Below are 16,780 nucleotides of genomic sequence, written 5' to 3' on the forward strand. Positions count from 1 at the left end.
GTGGGTGGGTGCCTACCGCCCGTACCCGGCCAACGGTCCGGGGTGGGGTGGGTGGGGCGGTTCCTCGCTTCTGCGGGTTCGTCGGTTGTTACGGGCCGCGCGGCCTGGCTCGCCGGCGCTGGGGCCTCGCTCTGTGAGTTTGCCGCCTCCCGTTCGTGCCTGGCTTGCTGCCGGTGGGGGGCGGCCCCCCTGTTTCTGGCGGCACGGGGGGTTTGTTCTTCGGAGTTTTCCACAGGCGGGAGCCGTCTGTCGGTGGGGCGGCCTAGACTCGGTGGGCGATGAGCAGCCTCTTTGACGACAGCTTCCTGGCGGACCTTGAGCCTTCGGGCGAGGAGCCCCCGCCGCCGCCCGAGGACGCCGCACCGGAGCCGGTGCCGGATGACCTCTTCGGGGGCGCTTTCGACGCGCCCGTACAGCGGTCCGGGCCGGCGGGCGGCGGGTATTACCGGGATGGCGCGCCGCGCGCCGTCATCGATCCCGCGGCGCTGCTGGAGGGGCTCAATGAGCAGCAGCGCGCGGCGGTGGTGCACAGCGGCGGGCCGCTGCTGATCGTCGCCGGGGCGGGGTCCGGCAAGACGCGGGTGCTGACGCACCGGATCGCGCATCTGCTGGGCGCGCGGGGCGTGCACCCTGGGCAGATCCTCGCGATCACCTTCACCAACAAGGCCGCGGGCGAGATGAAGGAGCGCGTCGGCGATCTGGTCGGTCCTCGGGCCAATGCCATGTGGGTGCTCACGTTCCACAGCGCTTGTGTGCGCATCCTGCGGCGCGAGTCGAAGAAGCTCGGCTTCACCTCGTCTTTTTCGATCTACGACGCCGCCGACTCGAAGCGGCTGATGGCGCTGGTGTGCCGGGATCTGGATCTTGATCCGAAGCGGTTCCCGCCGAAGTCCTTCAGCGCCAAGATCTCGAATCTGAAGAACGAGCTGATCGACGAGGAAGAGTTCGCCGGGCAAGCCGCCGATGGGTTCGAGAAGACGCTCGCCGAGGCGTACGCGATGTACCAGGCGCGGCTGCGCGAGGCGAACGCGCTGGACTTCGACGACATCATCATGACCACGGTCCACCTGCTCCAGGCGTTCCCGGACGTCGCGGACCACTACCGGCGCCGTTTCCGGCATGTGCTGGTCGACGAGTACCAGGACACCAACCACGCGCAGTACACGCTCGTGCGCGAGCTGGTGGGGCCGGGCACGGCGGAGGTGCCCGCCGCCGAGGTGTGCGTCGTGGGCGACGCCGACCAGTCGATCTACGCGTTCCGGGGCGCCACCATCCGCAACATCCTCCAGTTCGAGGAGGACTACCCGGACGCGACGACGATCCTGCTGGAGCAGAACTACCGCTCCACGCAGACCATCCTCAGCGCCGCCAACGCCGTCATCGAGCGCAACGAGAACCGCCGCCCCAAGAACCTGTGGACGGAGGCCGGGGCGGGCGCCACCATCACCGGGTACGTGGCCGATACCGAGCACGACGAGGCCCAGTTCGTCGCGGACGAGATCGACCGGCTCACGGACGCGGGCGAGGCCAAGGCCGGGGATGTCGCGGTCTTCTACCGCACCAACGCCCAGTCCCGTGTCTTCGAGGAGATCCTCATCCGGGTCGGGCTGCCCTACAAGGTCGTCGGCGGCGTGCGCTTCTACGAGCGCAAGGAGGTCCGCGACGTCCTCGCCTACCTGCGCGTTCTCGCCAACCCCGAGGACACGGTCCCGCTGCGCCGCATCCTCAACGTCCCCAAGCGCGGCATCGGCGACCGGGCCGAGGCGATGATCGACGCCCTGTCGCTGCGCGAGAAGATCACCTTCCCGCAGGCCCTGCGCCGCGTCGACGAGGCGTACGGCATGGCGGCGCGTTCCGCCAACGCCGTCAAGCGCTTCAACGTGCTCATGGAGGAGTTGCGCACGGTCGTCGAGTCGGGGGCCGGGCCCGCGACCGTACTGGAGGCGGTGCTGGAGCGTACGGGATATCTCGCGGAGCTCCAGGCGTCCACCGACCCGCAGGACGAGACCCGCATCGAGAACCTCCAGGAGCTGGCCGCCGTGGCCCTGGAGTTCGAGCAGGAGCGCGCCGAGGACAATCCGGGCACGCTGGCGGACTTCCTGGAGAAGGTCGCCCTGGTCGCCGACTCCGACCAGATCCCGGACGAGGACACCGACGGCGGCGGCGTCGTGACGCTCATGACGCTGCACACGGCGAAGGGCCTGGAGTTCCCGGTCGTCTTCCTGACCGGCCTGGAGGACGGCGTCTTCCCGCACATGCGGGCGCTCGGCCAGACCAAGGAGCTGGAGGAGGAGCGGCGGCTCGCCTATGTGGGCATCACGCGGGCGCGCGAGCGGCTGTATCTGACCCGGTCGACGATGCGCAGCGCCTGGGGCCAGCCGTCCTACAACCCCCCTTCGCGCTTCCTGGAGGAGATCCCCGAGGAGTACGTGCAGTGGAAGCGGACCGGGCCCGCGACGCCGTCGGCGTCGATGGGCGCGGTCGGCGGGTCCGGCCGGTCCGGTTCGGGCGGTTCCGGCGGCTCTGGCGGCGGGATCATGTCCTCGCGCTCCAAGGCGGGGCCGAGCGGCTTCGCCACGCGGCGCGCGGCCGACCGCCCGGTGGTCCAGCTCGCGGTCGGCGACCGGGTCACCCACGACTCGTTCGGGCTGGGCACGGTCGTGACGGTCAAGGGCAGCGGGGACAACGCGGAGGCCACGATCGACTTCGGCGAGGCCAAGCCGAAGCGGCTCCTGCTGCGGTACGCCCCGGTGGAGAAGTTGTAGCCGTCAGGGCGTTTCTGATGGATCTCTGTGGGTGAAGGAGCGACGTCCGGGGCGTGTGCCGGGCGTCGCGAGGCCGCGGAGATCTGTCAGAAACGCCCTACGTCGGGTCCAGGCCGTGTGAGCGGAGCCACGGCAGCGGGTCGATGGCCGCGCCGCTGCCGGGGCGGACCTCGAAGTGCATGTGCGGGCCGGTGGAGTTGCCGGTCTTGCCGGAGTAGGCGATGACGTCGCCCGCCTTGACCGTGCCGGACCGGATCTTGTTGCTGCTCAGGTGGCAGTACCAGGTCTCGGTGCCGTCGGGGGCGGTCACCATGGCCATGTTGCCGTAGGCGACGTTGAACTGCGTGCGTACGGTGCCGTCGGTCGCCGCCATCACGGGGGTGCCGAGGCCGACCGGGAAGTCGATGCCGGTGTGCACGGACATCCAGTTGACGCCCGCCTGCCCGAAGTAGGCGCTGAGCCCCTTCTGCTTCACCGGCAGGACGAACTTGGGGCGCTCGGCCTCCTTGCGGCGCGCTTCATCGGCTTTTCGTTTCTTCTCTTCGGCCTGGCGCGCCTTGAGGTCGAGCCGCTGCTGGGTGCGGCTGGCCCGGTCGGCGAAGTCGTCGGCGTCCCTGCTGACCCCGGCGAGCTGGGTGTCCAGCTTGCTGTTGGCGGCGGCCGGCGTGACGGTGGCCGGGTCGGGCGCCGACGCCTCGGTGTTCTTGGTGTCGCCGCCGCCCCCGGTCACGCTCGCCGCGGCGATTCCGGCGACCCCGATGGCCGCGACGGACGGGACCGCGATGGTCAGGAGCGCGGAACGGCGGGTGCGGTAGCCGCTACGGGCGGAGGCGCCCCGGCGCCGCCCGCGGTTCCCGCCGTCACGGCGGGGGCCGGGCAGGGGAGCGGGCGCCTCGTCGGGCGCCTCGTCGGTCACCACGGGTTCGAGCACCGACGTCTCTTCCGCGGACTGCCGCTCGGGAGCCGGGGGCTCTGGTGCGGTGTCTGGTTGAGCAGGCGGTACGGCCTCTGCGGCGATGCTCGTTTCCGCCTCGGCCTCGGCCCATTGGTCGGTCTCGCCCACCGCGCCGCCGATGGTGTCGTACGAGCCCGTCGTGCCGTACACCTCGTACGAACCGGTCGCGTTGCTCGCGCCGTACGCGCCCGTACCGCTCCAGGCCGTCGTGGACCACTGCCCGGTCTGCTGCTGCTCGTGGAGTCCGTGCGCCGCGTAGAGGGAGGTGTCCCAGGTCTGGGTGTGGCCGCCGGTCTCCCACTGGTCGGCCGCGGGCCACTGGCCGGTGGTGCCCCACTGGCCGGTCGTCTCGTACGTGCCGGTGTCGCCGTACGGGGCGGAGGTGTCGTAGGAGTCCGTTGTGCCGTACGTGGCGGTGGGTGCGTAAGTGTCGTACGGGCCGCTGTACGCGGCCCTTGTGTCCCACTGACCTGTGGTGTCCCACTGGCCCGAGTGGCCGGTGTCGTAACCGCTGTAGGCGATGCCGATGTTCTGGAACGTACCGGTGGAGTAGCCGTCGTACCCGGCATAACCCTGTTGTGCCGTCTGCTCCCCGTATGTCGCGCCGGGCGCGTAGGGGGCTTCTGGAGCGGGGGCGGCCGGAGTGGAGTTCCCCGACGGGTGACGGTCGTTCACCACCAACTTCTCTTTCGCCTAGGCAGCACGAGAATTAGCGGCGACTGTACCCGGCGGTATGCGGCAGCCACAATCTTCGGCGGTTATCGCCGCCTCAAGGACCGGTCATTTAGCCGCCTTTCGGTGGACTGGAGCCGATTCCTCGGCTCGGCGTTCGAATTATTTTCGATGAGAAATCGACCGGCTCACGCAACCGAAACGGCCCCCGACGCGTCGTCGGCCGCCTCCTCGGCCTCCAGCGCCTGCCGGATTCCGGCCGCCACCGCGCAGTGCACCGGCAGCGCGAGATGCCCCACCCCGCTGACCCGCACGCTGCGGCAGCGCAGGTCAGGATGGTCGAGCCGGGCGGTTTCGACCGGGATCATCAATTGGTCGAGATCGCTCCAGAAACTTACGAAGCGCGTACGGCAGCCTTTGGCGGGGCGTGCGAGTTCCGTGATGACCGGGGAATCCGGGCGCATCTGCCGAACGAGGGGATGCGCCGAAAGCAGCGGCACCGCGCGTGTCCCGCCATGCGGTGTGCCGAGCGTGACCAGCGTGCGGATACGGGCGTCCCCGCCGAGCCGCTGCGCGTAGTAACGGGCTATCAGGCCGCCCAGACTGTGCCCGACGACGTCCACCCGCGGGCTTCCCGTACGGGCGCACAACTCCTCGACATGACGGCCCAGCAGCTCCGCGGCCGTACGGATATCGCAGGTCAACGGCGAATAGTTGAGGGACTCGACGCGTCGCCGGCCGCGCTGGCGCAGATAGCGGCGCAGCAGGACGAAGACGGAGCGGTTGTCGATGAAGCCGTGCAGGAGGAGCACGGGAGGGTGCGGCGGGGGTGTGTCGCCGGCCGCCCCGGCCGGGGGCGCCGGGCCCTCGCGGGCGAGCGGCGCGCCGGGCGGGGGAGGGGCGGGCCGGCGCTCCTGGACGAGGCCCGTCGGGTAGAGGATCATGTGCCCGGCGAGTATCGCCAGCTCCAGCGCGCCGGCCCGGACGGCCTCGGCCGAGGAGCGGAGCAGTGAAAAAGGAAAGGGCAAGGCCACCATGGCCGACCTCCCGAATCGCACGCAGGAGACGGCTCTGACCCCCGTGTGCCCTCATGGGCAGCCGTGCCCGGCGCGCCCGCGCGGGCGGGTAGTGGCGTGACGCGCGGTAGCGGCGTACGGCCCGGCCTCGCGGCGGCCCCGGTACGGCGTCCCTCGCGACCGGGCCGACGGCTCCCCGGCGCGGGAATTCGGACACAGTGCGTAGCGAACGAATTGTCCCACGTGTGATTTCCCCCTCCCTCACCACCGTGAAACTGCCGGGTGCGGGATGCTGGCGATAACGTTCGTTCACACTTACGGCCGGTGACGGCAGTCGTACATGGAGGCAGTGATGGGAGTGACCGGTCCGATTCGCGTGGTGGTGGCCAAGCCGGGGCTCGACGGCCATGACCGCGGAGCCAAGGTCATCGCGCGTGCGCTGCGGGACGCCGGCATGGAGGTCATCTACACCGGACTCCACCAGACGCCCGAGCAGATCGTCGGTACCGCGATCCAGGAGGACGCCGACGCGATCGGCCTGTCCATCCTCTCCGGTGCGCACAACACCCTCTTCGCCAAGGTGATAGAGCTGCTGCGGGAGCGCGACGCCGAGGACATCAAGGTGTTTGGTGGCGGCATCATCCCTGAAGCGGATATCGCTCCGCTCAAGGAGTTGGGTGTGGCGGAGATTTTTACGCCGGGGGCTACTACGGCGTCCATCGTGGACTGGGTCCATGCCAATGTCCGGCAGGTGCCGGCCTGAGTCTTGGCCGGTCGGCCCCCACTTCGGCTGCGCCGTGCTGGTTGGGGCCTGCGGCCCCTTGACGGCGTAGCCGTCGCCTTTGGGCGGGTCGTCGGCCGGTGTTTCGGCTGCGGGTTGGTTGTGGTTGATCGCGCAGTTCCCCGCGCCCCTGGGGGGCTGGAGTTGTTGGTCCTCTGCGGCGTGATTGTGGCTTGTCGCGCAGTTCCCCGCGCCCCTGGGGGGGCTGGGGTTGTTGGTCCTCCGCGGGTTGGTTGTGGTTGATCGCGCAGTTCCTTGCGCCCCTCGGGGGCTGGGGCGGGATGGTGGCCGGCGTGTTCGTCGGAGTGGCGGGGCATCAGGGGCGTTGCCGGGGGGTGGGGGTGAGTTCGCGGCGCATGGTGGCGCGTAGGCGCAGGGTGCCGACGAGACGCTGGAAGGCTTCCGACCAGTAGCCGGCTGCTCCGGGGGAGCCGTTCTCGGGTTCGTCCGGCTGGGCGGTCAGGACCTCCAGCCGGTCGGCCTGTTCCGGGTCGAGGCAGCGTTCGGCCAACCCCATCACTCCGCTGAAACTCCATGGATAGCTCCCCGCGTCCCTGGCGATGTCAAGTGCGTCCACGACGGCCCTCCCCAGCGGCTCCGACCACGGCACCGCGCACACCCCGAGCAGGCGGAACGCCTCGGAGAGCCCGTGCACCGAGATGAACGCCGCGACCCATGCCGCCCGTTCACCGGGCGGCAGCGCGGAGAGCAGCTTCGCCGGGTCCTGCCAGGACGCCTCCTCGGCGGCGGGCGGCGAGGCCGGAGGGCCGAGCAGCGCCCGGGACCACTCGGCGTTCCGCTGCCGCACGGCCGCCCGGCACCAGGCGGCGTGCAGGTCGGGCCGCCAGCCGTCGGCGACCGGCAGCGCCACGATCTCGGCGGCGCTCCGGGACCCGAACCGCTCGCTCCACTGAGCCAATGGCGCCGCCTCCACCAACTGGCCGAGCCACCATGATCTTTCGCCGCGCCCGGATGGCGGCTTGGCCACGATGCCGTCGCGCTGCATGGCGCTGTCGCACTCGTGCGGGGCCTCGACGACGATGCGCGGCTCGTGGAAGTCCAGGGCGAGGCAGGACCGCGCCCGGCGGGCCATCCTGGCGGCGAGGGCGGAGCCCGGGAGCCCGGAGAGCAGTTCGGCCGAGGTGGCCCGTACATTGCGGCTGCGATCGGCGAGGGCCTGTTCCAGGAACGGCTCGTCCCGCGCCGACAGCCCCTCGCGCAAGGCGTCCACGAACATCAGCCGGTCCTCCGCCCGCTCCGTGGACCACGTGGTGGCGAGCAGGGCCCGCGCCGCGTCGGGGTCGCGGCGGCGCAGCGCTGTCAGCAGCGCCACGCGTTCCGCGAACAGCCCTTCCTGCCAGGTTCGTTCGGCCGCCTCGTCGTAGCCGGGGCCTGTGGGCAGGGCGGGTGCCGGTGTCCAGTCGACGGCCAGACCGCTCCGGAGGGCGAACTTCCACTGCGGGTTGAGCCGCGCCAGCCAGAGCGCGCGCGGCCCGGCCAGCGTCAGCGCCTCCGCCCGCAGGTCCGTACGGCCCCGGGCCGCGTCGAGCAGGGCGGGCAGCAGGGCGGCCGGGGCGCGGTAGCCGTGCTGGTTGGCGGCGGCCAGCCACTGCGGAAGCAGTTCCGTGAGGTCCGGCGCGGTGCCGCGTCGGCTGCCGCCGGCCGGTCCGGCACGGTCGGCGAGGAGCATGGCGAGCCGCGACCGCGCGGCGGGCGGCAGCGGGGGCCGCTGGTCCGTTGGGACGACGGGCGGGCGGTGGCGCACCACGGCGGGCAGCAGCCCGGCCCGGCGGCGCACCGTCTCGACGGCGGCGGCGTCCAGGAGCGCTGCCGCCCCGTCCTGGCCGGGGCGCGGTGGAACGGGCGGGGTGCGCCGTCCGGTGCCGAGCAGCGCGGCGGCGACGAGGTCCTCCCAGGTGGTGGCGGTCGTCGTGGTCTTGTCGGCCATATGCGAGTCCCTTCCGTGTACGGCCCGCCGGGGCCCGTGCGGCCGGCTGGGCGCGCTGGCGCGAGCCGGGGCCGCGGGCGCGGCTGGGGCGGATGGGGGGTGATGAGTGATGGGGGGTGATGAGTGGCTGATGAGGGCGTGTGGGGTGGCTGATGGGGCGAGTGGTGTGGAGGGGCGCGGCGGGGTTCCGGAGACGGCAGCGGTCCGGAGTGGCCGGGGGGTTGGTGCCGTGACCGGCAAAGCTTGCCGGGAGGCGCGCTAGAGCGGGACCGCCTCCGGTGCCCATGTGGTCAGCGGCGTGAAGCCGGCGTGGCCGCAGTCGCCGAAGACGGTGACCGGTTCACCGCCCGAGACCGCGGCGAGCTGCCACAGGCCCGTACGGTCCGCGCAGCGCGGGTCGACGGGCAGCGCCGATTCGGTGCGCGCGTCGGCCAACTGCCAGCCCAGCTCGGCGTCCGGGGCCGGTATCACGTCGTCCAGGACGACCGGCCAGGCGTCCAGCCAGGGGTCGTCGCGCAGCGCGTCCCCGTAGCGGGCGAGCGCGGTCGCGACATCCGTGCCGGGCGGCGGCCCGGCCGCGGCACGCGGTGGTGCGTGGCGGGTGGCGAGGGCGGCTCGCAGGGGGCGGGCGGCGGGGTAGTAGACGAGGTCGGCGTCGAGGGAGAGGCCGACGGGGAGGGAGAGTTCGGGGGCCCGGCCCGCGGCCCCGTAGGACAGCAGGAGCGCCATGCGGCCGGTGTTCCGGCCGTGCAGCCAGACGCGGCGGGTGGTGAGCCGGCCGTCGTCAGCGTCCCGCTGGGCGAGGATCAGCCAGTCGTCGCGGACGGGTTCGCCGGTGGCGAGCAGTTCGGCGGTGTCCGTGGTGAGTCCGACGCGCGAGCGGACCGTGGCGGCCAAGGGCTCCGGCAGCCCGTCGAGATGGAGGAAGCCCTGGGCGAGGGTGTGCAGCAGCGCGCACTCCGCCAGCATCCGGGACGGCCACCCGTCGCCGGACGCGGGGACGGCCGCCAATTCGCGTACGCGCGCGGCGAGGCCGGGGGCCTGCGCGTCGACCATGCGGGCCGCCGTCTCCTCCCACTGCCCGTAGCCGCCGCGGTCCGCCGAGGCCAGGCCCGCTCGCAGCAGGTCGGCGAGGCGGTGCTCCAACTCCCGCGCGCCGTCCGCCATGCGGCGCGCCCGCTGATCGGCCCGGCGGCGGGCCGCGGCCCGGCCCGCCTCGGCGCCGGCGGCCCCGGCCGCCTCCGCCTCCGCTTCTCCCTCTGCGGTCGCGGCACCTGGCTCCGCCTTGGCCGCGCGCTCGGCCCGCAGCCGTCGGCCGCTCAGCCAGCTCCGGGCCCACTCCGGCGGCTCGCCCCCGGCCCGTACGGCCGCCTCATCGGAGGCCCGCAGCAGGAGGAGGCCGAGCGCGTGCTTGCACGGGAACTTGCGGCTCGGGCAGGAGCAGTTGAAGGCGGGCCCGCTCGCGCCGGACAGATCGACGACCGTGCGGTACGGCGTGCTGCCGCTGCCCGCGCACAGACCCCACACCGCGCCCTCGCCGTCGCCCGTGTCCGACCACGGTCCGGGCGTCGCGAGCTTGCTGCCCGCCTTGCGTGATGGCGCGTCAGGTGCGAGCGCGAGCACCTGTTCAGCCGTCCGGAACTCCCCCTGCGGATTCATGTCGACGAAGCTACGGCCTACCACTGACAATCGCCCTGACCTGCGCCTTTGTTGGCCCCGAGGCGATCTTCGGACCGATTGTCAGTGGTGTGGTGCAGTGTGGGACCCGTAGCCCGAAGCCGCGTGACGAGGGGGGACCTATGACCGTGCCCGGATTCGAGAACGAGCCCGCGAGCGATGCCGTTTTCGCCGTAGGCGGGGGAGATGACGGCGGTGGGATCGGTACGGGCGCCGGGGTGGGTGCCGGGGCGAATGTCGGTGTGGACACCGGTGCGGGTGCCGGTGCGGATGCCGGTGTCGGGGCCGGTGCCGGCGATGAGCCGCTGCGGCCGCACGCCGAGGTCGCCTTCGCCGACGAACTCAAGGCGCTGGCCGCCGCCGACGACCGGCCGCGGCCCGTCAGGTGGCGGCTCTCGCCGTGGGCCGTGGCGACGTATCTCCTCGGCGGGGTGCTGCCCGACGGCACCGTCATCACGCCGAAGTACGTGGGGCCGCGGCGCATCGTCGAGGTCGCCGTCACCACGCTCGCGACCGACCGCGCTCTGCTGCTGCTCGGGGTGCCGGGCACGGCGAAGACCTGGGTGTCCGAACACCTCGCCGCCGCCGTCAGTGGGGACTCGACCCTGCTCGTGCAGGGCACGGCGGGCACGCCGGAGGAGGCCATCCGGTACGGCTGGAACTACGCGCAGTTGCTCGCGCACGGCCCGAGCCGGGACGCGCTCGTGCCCAGCCCCGTCATGCGGGCCATGGCCGGCGGCCTGACGGCGCGGGTCGAGGAACTGACCCGTATCCCCGCCGACGTGCAGGACACGCTCATCACCGTGCTGTCCGAAAAGACCCTGCCCATCCCCGAGCTGGGGCATGAGGTGCAGGCGGTCGGCGGCTTCAACCTGATCGCCACGGCCAACGACCGCGACCGGGGCGTCAACGAACTGTCGAGCGCCCTGCGCCGCCGCTTCAACACGGTCGTACTCCCGCTCCCGGCCACCCCGGAGGCCGAGGTCGACATCGTCGCCCGACGCGTCGACCAGATCGGCCGCTCGCTCGCCCTGCCAGCCGTGCCGGAGGGCGTGGACGAGATCCGACGGGTCGTCACGGTCTTCCGCGAACTCCGCGACGGCCTCACCGCCGACGGCCGCACCAAGCTCAAATCCCCCTCCGGAACTCTCTCCACCGCCGAGGCGATATCCGTGGTCACCGGTGGCCTCGCGCTCGCCGCCCACTTCGGCGACGGCACCCTGCGAGCCGGCGACGTCGCCGCCGGAATCCTCGGCGCGGTCGTCCGCGACCCGGCCGCCGACCGCGTCGTCTGGCAGGAGTACCTGGAGACGGTCGTCCGCGAGCGCGAGGGCTGGAAGGACTTCTACCGCGCTTGCCGCGAGGTCTCCGTGTGAGGGGAGGGGGCGGCGAGGCTGGTGCGCCTGGTGGGGAGGGCGTGCGGTAGGGGCATGGTGCGGGGCGGCGGAGGCTGGGGGCGTCGACGCGGGGGCGGGACTGGAGACGGCCGTGGAGGGGGCCGGAGGGGGAGTTGGGGGAGCCCATGACGGGGCGCGAGCGCGGGGCGGACGGCCTGCGCGGCGGCGGTCGAGTCGCCGCGGGGGAGGCCGGGTTGCTGGTGCGGTCGGCGACGGTGCGTACGGGGGAGGGCCGGCGGTGGCGAGTGGGTGGCGGGGGATGGTCGACAAGGTGGAGGCGATCGGTGTGAAGGCGCTCAAGAGGGCGGCGGGTGAGGTGGTGCTGTTGGGGGTACGGCATCACGGGCCCGGGTCGGCGCGAGCCGTGCGGGCGGCGCTGGACGCGTGCGAGCCGTCCGTCGTGCTCGTAGAAGGGCCGCCGGAGGCCGAGGCGGTCGTCGGCCTGGCGGGGGAAGAGGGCATGCGGCCGCCCGTGGCGCTGCTGGCCCACGCGGTGGACGATCCGGGCCGTGCCGCGTTCTGGCCGCTGGCCGGCTTCTCGCCTGAGTGGGTGGCGATCAGGTGGGCGCTCGCCCGAGGCGTCCCGGTGCGGTTCATCGACCTGCCCGCGGCCGTATCGCTGGCCATGGACGACGACGACCGACGGACGCGGGAGCGCCTATCCCCCGGCGCGCCCCGCGCCACGCCCCCCGACGCCGGCCACCTGCGCGTCGACCCCTTGGCCGTACTCGCCGAGACAGCCGGACACGACGACCCCGAGCGCTGGTGGGAGGACGTCATCGAGCACCGGGGCGGCGGCACCGGCGGCAGCGGGAACACCGGCGGCATCGGCACCACTGGAGGGGGCGGCGGCACTGGCCGCAGCAAGAACACCTGCGGCAGCGGCAGTACGGGCGGCAGCGGCGGGGCCGGCCGCACCGGCGGCAGTGGCATCGGCAGCAGTGGCGGGACTGGCAGCACCGGAGGCAGCGGCACCGGCAACATCGGTGGTGCTGGCGGGACCTGCGGCAGCGGCAGCACCCGAGGGGGCGGCGCCGGCAGGCTCGGCGGCACTGACGACACTGGAGGCATCGGCGGGACTGGCGGCAGCGGCGGGTCTAGCGGGATCTCCGGCACTAGCAGTACCGGAGGAGGGGGCACCGGCGGCACTGGAGGGAGCGGCCTCGGCGGTACTGGTGGCACCGGCAGTACCGAAGACGGCGGCACCGGCAGGCCCGTCGGCACTGACGGGCCTGGTGGCACCCGCGGCGTGGGCAACACCGGCAGCGCTGGAGGCATCAGCGGTACTGGCGAACTCGGCGGGTCTGGCGACACCTGCGGTAGCAGCACCACGGGCAGCGCTGGAGGCATCAGCGGTACTGGCGACAGCCGCAGTACCGGCAGCATCGGCGGCAATGGCGCGACGAGTGGCAGCGGAGGCGGCGGCACCGGCCACATTGGCGGTACTGGCGGCACCTATGGCAGCGGCGGCAGCGGCGGGGCCTGCGGCGCTGGCAGTACCGGAGGCGGCGGCACCGGCAGCAGCGGGGGGACTGGCGGATCTGGCGGCATCTGCGGCAGCAGCAACCCCGGCAGCACTGGCGGCACCGGCGGCACCGTCTGTGCTGTAGGAATCGGCGGCACCGACGGCACCGGGCCCACCGATGGGCCCCGTGGGTCCGATGGGCCCGGTGGGCCCGATCGACCCGGTGGGCCCGGGCGGCTCGGTGGGGCCGGGCGGCTCGGTGGGGCCGAGGGGGCCGGGGTCCGCGAGTCCGTGAGAGCGAGGGCGCTGGCGCCGTTTGAGGCGTTGGCCGAGGCTATGGGCGCGTTGCGGGCGGAGTACGGGCATGGGGGGCATGAGCGGGATCTGGTGCGGGAGGCGCATATGCGGCTCCGGTTGCGGGAGGCGCGGCGGGAGTTCGGCGATGGCGTGGCCGTCGTCTGCGGGGCGTGGCACGTGCCGGCGCTCGCGGAGGCGGTGCCCGTCTCCGCCGACCGGCAGCGGCTCAAGGGGCTCCCCAAGGTGAAGGCGGAACTGAGCTGGGTCCCGTGGACGCACCGCAGGCTCTCGCGCCACAGCGGTTACGGGGCCGGGATCGCCTCCCCCGGTTGGTACGGGCATCTCTTCGACGCCCCCGACCGCCCCATAGAGCGCTGGATGACCAAGGTCGCCGGGCTGTTGCGGGACGAGGACCAGCCCGTGTCGTCCGCGCACGTCATCGAGGCCGTACGGCTCGCCGACACCCTCGCCACGATGCGCGGGCGCCCCCTCGCGGGGCTCGCCGAGACCACCGATGCCATCCGGGCCGTGTTCTGCGAGGGCTCCGACGTCCCGCTCGCGCTCGTACAAGACCGGCTCGTGGTGGGCGACGTACTGGGCGAGGTGCCGGCGTCGGCCCCGGCCACGCCCCTGCAGCGCGACCTCGCCCGGGCCCAGCGCACCCTGCGCCTCAAACCGGAGGCCGCGGAGCGGAAGGTGGAACTGGACCTCCGCAAGGAGACCGATGCCGCCCGCAGCCGGCTGTTGCACCGGCTGTGTCTCCTCGGCGTCGACTGGGGCGAGCCGACCCGTTCGCGCGACGGCCTCGGCACCTTCCGTGAGACGTGGCTCCTCCGCTGGGAGCCGGAGTTGTCCGTCAAGGTCGCGGAGGCCGGGGTGTGGGGCACCACCGTGCTCGCCGCCGCCACCGCCAAGGCCGAGTCCCAGGCGACGAGGGCCCGGGCCCTGGCCGACGTCACCGACCTCGCCGAGCAGTGCCTGCTCGCCGAACTCCCCGACGCCCTCCCCGTGGTGCTGCGCGCCCTCGCCGACCGCGCCGCGCTCGACGCGGACGTCGGCAACCTGGCCCAGGCGCTCCCCGCGCTCGTCCGCTCGGTCCGTTACGGCGACGTACGGCGCACGGACGCGACCGCCCTCGCCGAGGTCGCCGCCGGGCTCGCCGAACGTGTCTTCGTCGGCCTGCCGCCCGCCTGCGCCGGCCTCGACGCGGACGCGTCGGCCGCCATGCGCGGCCACTTGGACGGCGTTCACACGGCGGTCGGCCTTCTGGCGGAAGCGACGGAGGGAGCGCCGGTACAGGCACCGGCGGCGCCAGCACCCCCAGCGCCGCCACAGGTACCGTCGCCACAGGCACCGGCGGCGCCAGCACCGGCAGCGCCGCCCCAGGCACCAGCGATACCGGAGACACAGTCGCCGCCGGTGCCGAAGGCCGCGCCGGGCGCAGGCCCAAGCGGCGCAGGCCCTGCGGGGGCCGGCCCGCCGATGGAGGCCGAGACCGAGACCGGGACCGAGTGGTCGCGGGGGCACGGCGAGGGCGGGCCGACAGCGGCGACCCCCGGGCTGCGGGAGCGCTGGTCCGCCGTTCTGCGGGGGCTCTCCCGGCGGGACGGGGTGCCGGGGCTGATACGCGGCCGGGCCGTGAGGCTGCTGCTCGACGACGGCCGGCTGGCGGACGGCGAGGCGGCCCGACTCATGGGCCTCGCCCTCTCGCCCGGCACCGAGCCGCCGGAGGCCGCGGCGTGGATCGAGGGGTTCGTCGGGAGCGGCGGCTCCGGCGGCATGCTCCTCGTCCACGATGAACGCCTCCTGGCGCTGGTCGACGGCTGGCTCACGCGCGTACCGGCCGACGCCTTCACGGGCGTACTGCCGCTGCTGCGCCGCACGTTCGGCTCGTACGAGGCCGGGGTCCGCCGCACCCTCGGCGAGCTGGTGCGCAGAGGCGGCCCGGACGCCCCGCCGCCGGGCCGCGCCGCGGGAGCGCCCGGCTTCGGCCCGGGGCTGGACGCCGAGCGCGCCGCGGCCGTACTGCCGACGCTGCACGCGCTGTTGGGGACGGGGGCAAGGCTGGGGGCGGGGGCGGGCCGCTGAGATCGCGGCGGCGGGAGGCCCGGCTCACACCGGCCCGTGCGCCGAGGCGCGCATCGCACGATCACGTACCAACTAACGGGAGGCGCAAGGCAGATGGGCGACACGAATGGCGCACGCGACCCGGACGGCGCGGGCGGGTCGGGCGGCGAGCGGTTGCGGCGGTGGCGGCTCGTGCTGGGCGGGGGGAGCGAGGGGGAGGGGACCGGGCGCGTCCTGGGCGGGAAGGACGCCGCCATGGACGCGGCGCTCGGCGCGCTCTACGGAAGGGACGGCGGCGACGCCAGGAGTGGTGACGGCAGGAGCGGCGACAGGTCCCGTACGGGCGGGCTGGGCGCGTCCGCGCCGAGCGTCGCGCGCTGGCTCGGGGACATCCGTACGTACTTCCCCGCCCCCGTGGTGCAGGTGATGCAGCGCGACGCGATCGACCGGCTCGGGCTGGCGGCGCTGCTGCTGGAGCCCGAGATGCTGGAGGCCGTCGAGGCGGACGCGCACCTGGTGGGGACGTTGCTGTCGCTCAACAAGGCGATGCCCGAGACGACGCGGAACACCGCGCGGGCCGTGGTGCGCAAGGTGGTCGAGGACCTGGAGAAGCGCCTGGCGACCCGGACGCGCGCCACGCTCACCGGCGCGCTCGACCGCTCCGCCCGCGTCAACCGCCCGCGCCACCACGACATCGACTGGAACCGGACGATACGGGCCAACCTCAAGCACTACGTGCCGGAGTACCGGACCGTCGTGCCGGAGCGGCTGATCGGGTACGGCCGGGCGGCGCAGGCCGTGAAGAAGGAGGCCATCCTCTGCGTCGACCAGTCGGGTTCGATGGCGTCGTCCGTCGTCTACGCGTCCGTGTTCGGCGCGGTGCTGGCCTCGATGCGTTCCCTCGCGACCAGGCTCGTCGTCTTCGACACGGCCGTCGTCGACCTCACGGAGGAACTCGCCGACCCGGTCGACGTGTTGTTCGGCACGCAGCTCGGCGGCGGTACGGACATCAACCGCGCGCTCGCCTACTGCCAGTCGCGCGTCACCCGCCCCGCGGACACCGTCGTCGTGCTGATCAGCGACCTCTACGAGGGCGGCATACGGAACGAGATGCTGGCGCGGGTCGCGGCGCTGCAGGCGTCGGGCGTGCGCTTCGTGACGCTGCTCGCGCTGTCGGACGAGGGCGCGCCCGCGTACGACCACGAGCACGCGGCGGCGCTGGCCGCGCTCGGCGCGCCGGCCTTCGCCTGCACCCCGGACCTGTTCCCGGAGGTGATGGCGGCGGCGATCGAGAAGCGGCCGCTGCCGGTCCCGGACGAGGCGGGACCCCGGGGCGCGGTGCGATGACAGTGAGTGACCGGGCTGGAGGTGAATCGGAGGCGGATCAGGGCGCGGCGCGATGACAACGAGTGACCGGGTCGGCGGGCGGATCAGGGCGCGGTCGGTGCGGCGACTCGTTCGAGCCCGGTCGGTCCGAGGAGGGGGTGGTCGGGGAGCGGCACCGAGCCGCGTGGCGTAGGCGGCCGTACGTATATACAAGCCGCCACGTAGCGATCTGTGAGGGTAATCACGGCTCCAGTGTGATCTGTGATTTAGGGACCTACCGCCCTCGGGGATAACCTGCGAGACGGACATGCCGCGTACCCGGCGCACGTGTGCCGCCCTCGTAAAAGATCGCGTCCTCACGCTGCTCCCGCGGCACGCCCGCGCAGACAACGAACCGCGATATCCATGGAAAAG

Annotated in this window: 9 protein-coding genes; 5 read left to right on the forward strand and 4 right to left on the reverse strand. The window is 73.3% G+C overall.

The features are described 5' to 3' along the window. Positions 1-278 precede the first annotated feature (278 nt). Positions 279-2,765 (forward strand): DNA helicase PcrA, encoded by a 2,487-nt coding sequence (pcrA, locus tag IF55_RS30490; RefSeq protein ID WP_030891609.1) that lies wholly within the window; start codon positions 279-281, stop codon positions 2,763-2,765. A gap of 97 nt (positions 2,766-2,862) precedes the next feature. Here the strand turns inward: pcrA and IF55_RS30495 are convergent, their stop codons facing one another. Further along, the gene (locus IF55_RS30495) at positions 2,863-4,395 is read right to left on the reverse strand and encodes a peptidoglycan DD-metalloendopeptidase family protein (protein ID WP_030891606.1); all 1,533 of its coding nucleotides are present in this window, start codon (positions 4,393-4,395) and stop codon (positions 2,863-2,865) included. A 185-nt stretch (positions 4,396-4,580) separates the two neighbouring features. Continuing rightward, positions 4,581-5,429, reverse strand: a complete 849-nt coding sequence (locus IF55_RS30500) for an alpha/beta fold hydrolase (RefSeq protein ID WP_030891604.1) — start codon at positions 5,427-5,429, stop codon at positions 4,581-4,583. A 331-nt stretch (positions 5,430-5,760) separates the two neighbouring features. Here IF55_RS30500 and icmB point away from each other — a divergent pair, with 331 nt between their 5' ends. Next, positions 5,761-6,171, forward strand: coding sequence for a coenzyme B12-dependent isobutyryl CoA mutase small subunit (gene icmB / locus IF55_RS30505; protein WP_030891602.1), 411 nt, complete (start codon positions 5,761-5,763; stop codon positions 6,169-6,171). Positions 6,172-6,505: 334 nt separating this feature from the next. Here the strand turns inward: icmB and IF55_RS30510 are convergent, their stop codons facing one another. After that, positions 6,506-8,137, reverse strand: a complete 1,632-nt coding sequence (locus tag IF55_RS30510; RefSeq protein WP_030891599.1) for a DUF5691 domain-containing protein — start codon at positions 8,135-8,137, stop codon at positions 6,506-6,508. Positions 8,138-8,395: 258 nt separating this feature from the next. After that, on the reverse strand, positions 8,396-9,796 hold the full coding sequence (locus tag IF55_RS30515) for an SWIM zinc finger family protein (RefSeq protein WP_030891596.1): 1,401 nt from the start codon (positions 9,794-9,796) through the stop codon (positions 8,396-8,398). Positions 9,797-9,936: 140 nt separating this feature from the next. On the opposite strand from IF55_RS30515, the gene IF55_RS30520 reads away from it, so the two are divergent. From IF55_RS30520 to IF55_RS30530, 3 genes are all read left to right on the forward strand, one after another. Beyond that, positions 9,937-11,190: an ATP-binding protein gene (locus IF55_RS30520; protein WP_245661520.1), complete on the forward strand. Its 1,254-nt coding sequence runs from the start codon at positions 9,937-9,939 to the stop codon at positions 11,188-11,190. 280 nt (positions 11,191-11,470) lie between these two features. Next, complete coding sequence (locus IF55_RS40935; protein ID WP_245661522.1) at positions 11,471-15,061, forward strand: DUF5682 family protein; 3,591 nt, start codon at positions 11,471-11,473, stop codon at positions 15,059-15,061. 93 nt (positions 15,062-15,154) lie between these two features. Continuing rightward, the gene (locus IF55_RS30530) at positions 15,155-16,387 is read left to right on the forward strand and encodes a VWA domain-containing protein (protein ID WP_030891585.1); all 1,233 of its coding nucleotides are present in this window, start codon (positions 15,155-15,157) and stop codon (positions 16,385-16,387) included. Positions 16,388-16,780: the final 393 nt, after the last annotated feature.

This window comes from Streptomyces varsoviensis (assembly GCF_000718635.1).
Classification (GTDB): domain Bacteria; phylum Actinomycetota; class Actinomycetes; order Streptomycetales; family Streptomycetaceae; genus Streptomyces; species Streptomyces varsoviensis.